This window comes from Synergistaceae bacterium, assembly GCA_012728235.1.
Taxonomy (GTDB): domain Bacteria; phylum Synergistota; class Synergistia; order Synergistales; family Synergistaceae; genus JAAYFL01.
Map to the genome: position 1 here is coordinate 1 of JAAYFL010000082.1, position 3,020 is coordinate 3,020.

3 protein-coding genes and 1 rRNA gene are annotated in these 3,020 nt (G+C 36.0%); all 4 read left to right on the forward strand.

The window, feature by feature from the left end:
- Positions 1 to 16: 16 nt before the first annotated feature.
- The 4 genes from rrf (at position 17) to GXZ13_05705 (ending at position 2,793) form a co-directional block, all read left to right on the forward strand.
- A 5S ribosomal RNA gene (gene rrf, locus GXZ13_05690) occupies positions 17 to 132 on the forward strand.
- A 394-nt stretch (positions 133 to 526) separates the two neighbouring features.
- Entirely contained in the window at positions 527 to 1,771 is a 1,245-nt protein-coding gene (locus tag GXZ13_05695; GenBank protein ID NLX75306.1) for a type II secretion system F family protein, read from the forward strand.
- A 127-nt stretch (positions 1,772 to 1,898) separates the two neighbouring features.
- Complete coding sequence (locus tag GXZ13_05700; protein NLX75307.1) at positions 1,899 to 2,357, forward strand: prepilin-type N-terminal cleavage/methylation domain-containing protein; 459 nt, start codon at positions 1,899 to 1,901, stop codon at positions 2,355 to 2,357.
- Positions 2,358 to 2,607: 250 nt separating this feature from the next.
- Positions 2,608 to 2,793 (forward strand): type II secretion system protein, encoded by a 186-nt coding sequence (locus tag GXZ13_05705; GenBank protein ID NLX75308.1) that lies wholly within the window; start codon positions 2,608 to 2,610, stop codon positions 2,791 to 2,793.
- Positions 2,794 to 3,020 lie beyond the last annotated feature (227 nt).

Genomic DNA, 3,020 nt, shown 5'->3' on the forward strand with positions numbered 1-3,020 from the left:
GGGTTAATTACAGATTTCTAGTGACCATAGAGGAGGGGACACACCCGGTCCCATGCCGAACCCGGCAGTTAAGCCCTCCTTCGCCGATGGTACTACGGAGGGTATTCGTGGGAGAGTAGGACGTTGCTAGAATTAATTTAAGAAAAAGGAGTCTCGAAAAGAGGCTCCTTTTTTGTTTCTCCAACTTCGTTGAATAAACAAAAAACTCGCCGGCAAGTGCGGTCTAAGACCGCGGCAAGTGGTGTTTGCACCACCGGCAAGAGTGGCTCCGCCACGGCAAGTGCGGCTAAAGCCGCGTTTTAAAGTCTTTAGAATCTAAAATTCTATGTGCATTTGTATTTTTCTGTTTTAAGTTTTAACTATTCTTCTCGGCGATATTATCGCCACTTCTCAGTAGCTAATGGAAACTATTTCTCTCGACTAGCAGGAGCTCTTATCTAAAGAAGCAAGTTGCTTTTATGCACATATTGATATAGAGTAACTCTACCTTAATAGTACTATTTTATTAATTTTAGTAGGTGAAATTATGGAGTATAAATATAAAGCAAAAGCGCCAGGTGGCAAAATAATGACTGGTTCTCTACCTGCCAATAATGAAGCTGAAGTTCTAACTTGGGTACGTAGGAATGGTTGGGTTCCAATTGATATTAGTAGAGCTTATGAGATGGCTATACAAATAACAGAATCAGCTACAGGCAAAAAAATAAAAAGAAATGATCTTTTTGATTTTTCTGGAAGGATTAAATTAAGAGATAAGTCTGTGTTTTTTAGACAATTGGCAACTTTGATTTCTGCGGGAGTGCCTATAGCGTCAGCAATAGAAATACTAGTAGAGCAAACAAGCAATAAGCGATTTAAAAAAGTCATTTCAAGCATGCATTATAGAATAAGTGCAGGATCTACCCTAGGAAGTGCAATGTCGGAACATACGAAAGTATTTGATACGTTATCTGTTGCTTTAGTTAAGGCTGGAGAGGAGTCAGGAAACTTAGACGATAGTTTATCAAGGCTTGCAACGTTTCTTGAGGATCAAGATGCTTTAAGAAGGAAAATAATATCAGCTCTAACATATCCTACTACGGTAATTTTGATTGCACTTATTGTGTTGGCTCTTATGGTTACAGTGGTTATTCCTCAGTTTGAGAAAGCATTTCAAAATTTAAATGTAAAAATGCCCATTTTAACAGAAATGACTTTCCAATTTGGTAAATGGATTAGAACAAACTGGTTTGTATTTCCAGCATTTATTATATTATTGCTATTTATATTGCGCCATGTAAAAAGAGTGCCAAAATTAAGAATCTATATAGATACCCTAATGCTAAAGTTGCCTATTTTTGGAAATATTTTATATAAAGCATCTGTTTCGAGGGCATTTAACACCATGTCATCATTGCTTAATTCAGGTGTGCCTGTGCTTACATCTTTAGAGATATCAGGAGAAGTTGCAGCAAACGAAAAGATAAAGCAATCCTTCCTATATATGAGAGATGCAGCGACCATAGGAAAGCTGCTGAATGGAGTTATGAAAGAGAAAAAACTTTTTCCTCCTATGGTAATAAATATGGTCGCAGTTGGAGAAGAAACAGGAAGAACAGATGACATGTTACAAAAGGTGGCAAGCTGGTATGAACAAGAATTAACAGAGACAATAAAGAGGCTCAGCTCTTTATTAGAACCAGTAATGATAGTATTTGTAGGAATAGTTGTTGGTTTCATGGTGTTGGCAATATTTTTACCAATTATTTCATCAATTCGTGTTTTCTTGTAATAATTATACATATTATGCTATTTTAGACTAGACAAAACGATGAATAGCATTTATATTACAAACCGAAGTGCATTAGAGTGCATTAAAAATAATAATTATAATTATTTAATTTTAAGGAGGAAAAAATATGAGAAAGACAAAAGGATTTACACTCGTTGAGCTCCTTATCGTCATTATTATCATAGGTATATTGGCAGGTATGATGATGTTATCGAGCGGAGCAGCAACTGACAAAGCAGAAGCAACTAAGATTGTTTCGAATTTACGCAACATTAAAGCAGCTGCAATAATGTTTTATGCTGATGAGAACAAATGGGACTTTACCTCTGAATTAGACCTTCACGGAACAGATGCAAAAGCTGTTGCAATAGCAAAGTATCTTGATAAGAAACCTGATGATGGATATGTTCTTGCAAAGGCAGACGAAAAGATTAGTGTTGGTTATACGAAAGTTCTTCCAGGCGTTGCCTCAAAGCTTTCATTAATGGCTGCAAATGCCGGATTAAGAAACGCAGCTATAACGTCAGCAGACGTAACATCAGCGGATCAAGTAATAAGCACCGCAGTCTATATGGTTGTAAACTAGTACAACTGTACAAGTAGAATTATTACGCAAAAAGAAGACCTCTTAAGGAGAGGTCTTCTTTTTTTATTTTTAGTTTTACTAATATTACATTTTATTATTAAACTATATAGCTAGCAATACACAATAATTAATAATTGATAGTCTATCTAAATGTAATGATTTGCCTCAAATTATACATTCATAAAATATGTTTATGAATGTGTAACAATTTTAAATGAGCTAGTAAAATGTGACAAGCTTCCTTCGCCAAATGTTTAAAAACGGCAGTGTGTATGGTTTATGGAGGTGGCCAAATTGTTCAAAAGGATTTACGCTAGTTGAGTTGCTGGTAGCTATTATAATTATTGCCTTCTTAGTTGGCGTAGCAGTGCTTTCAAGTGGTGCCGCGTCTGACAAACAAAGGCTACAAGGATTGTTTCTGGCCTGCGAAATATAAAAAATGCATCAATAATGTATTATACAGATAACGGCTATAGGCCACTTACGTCAGCTACTAACACACAAAACGACCCAGTTAAGGATCCTTATGCTAAAAGTACTAAAGATGGTAAATTGGGTTCTGGTCTTGTGCCTGAGCAAACTTAGGTGGCATAATAATAAAACCTCGTCTTGTTGTGATAGGTCTTAATGCTACTGATAAATCACCAATTGCTAAATACCTTA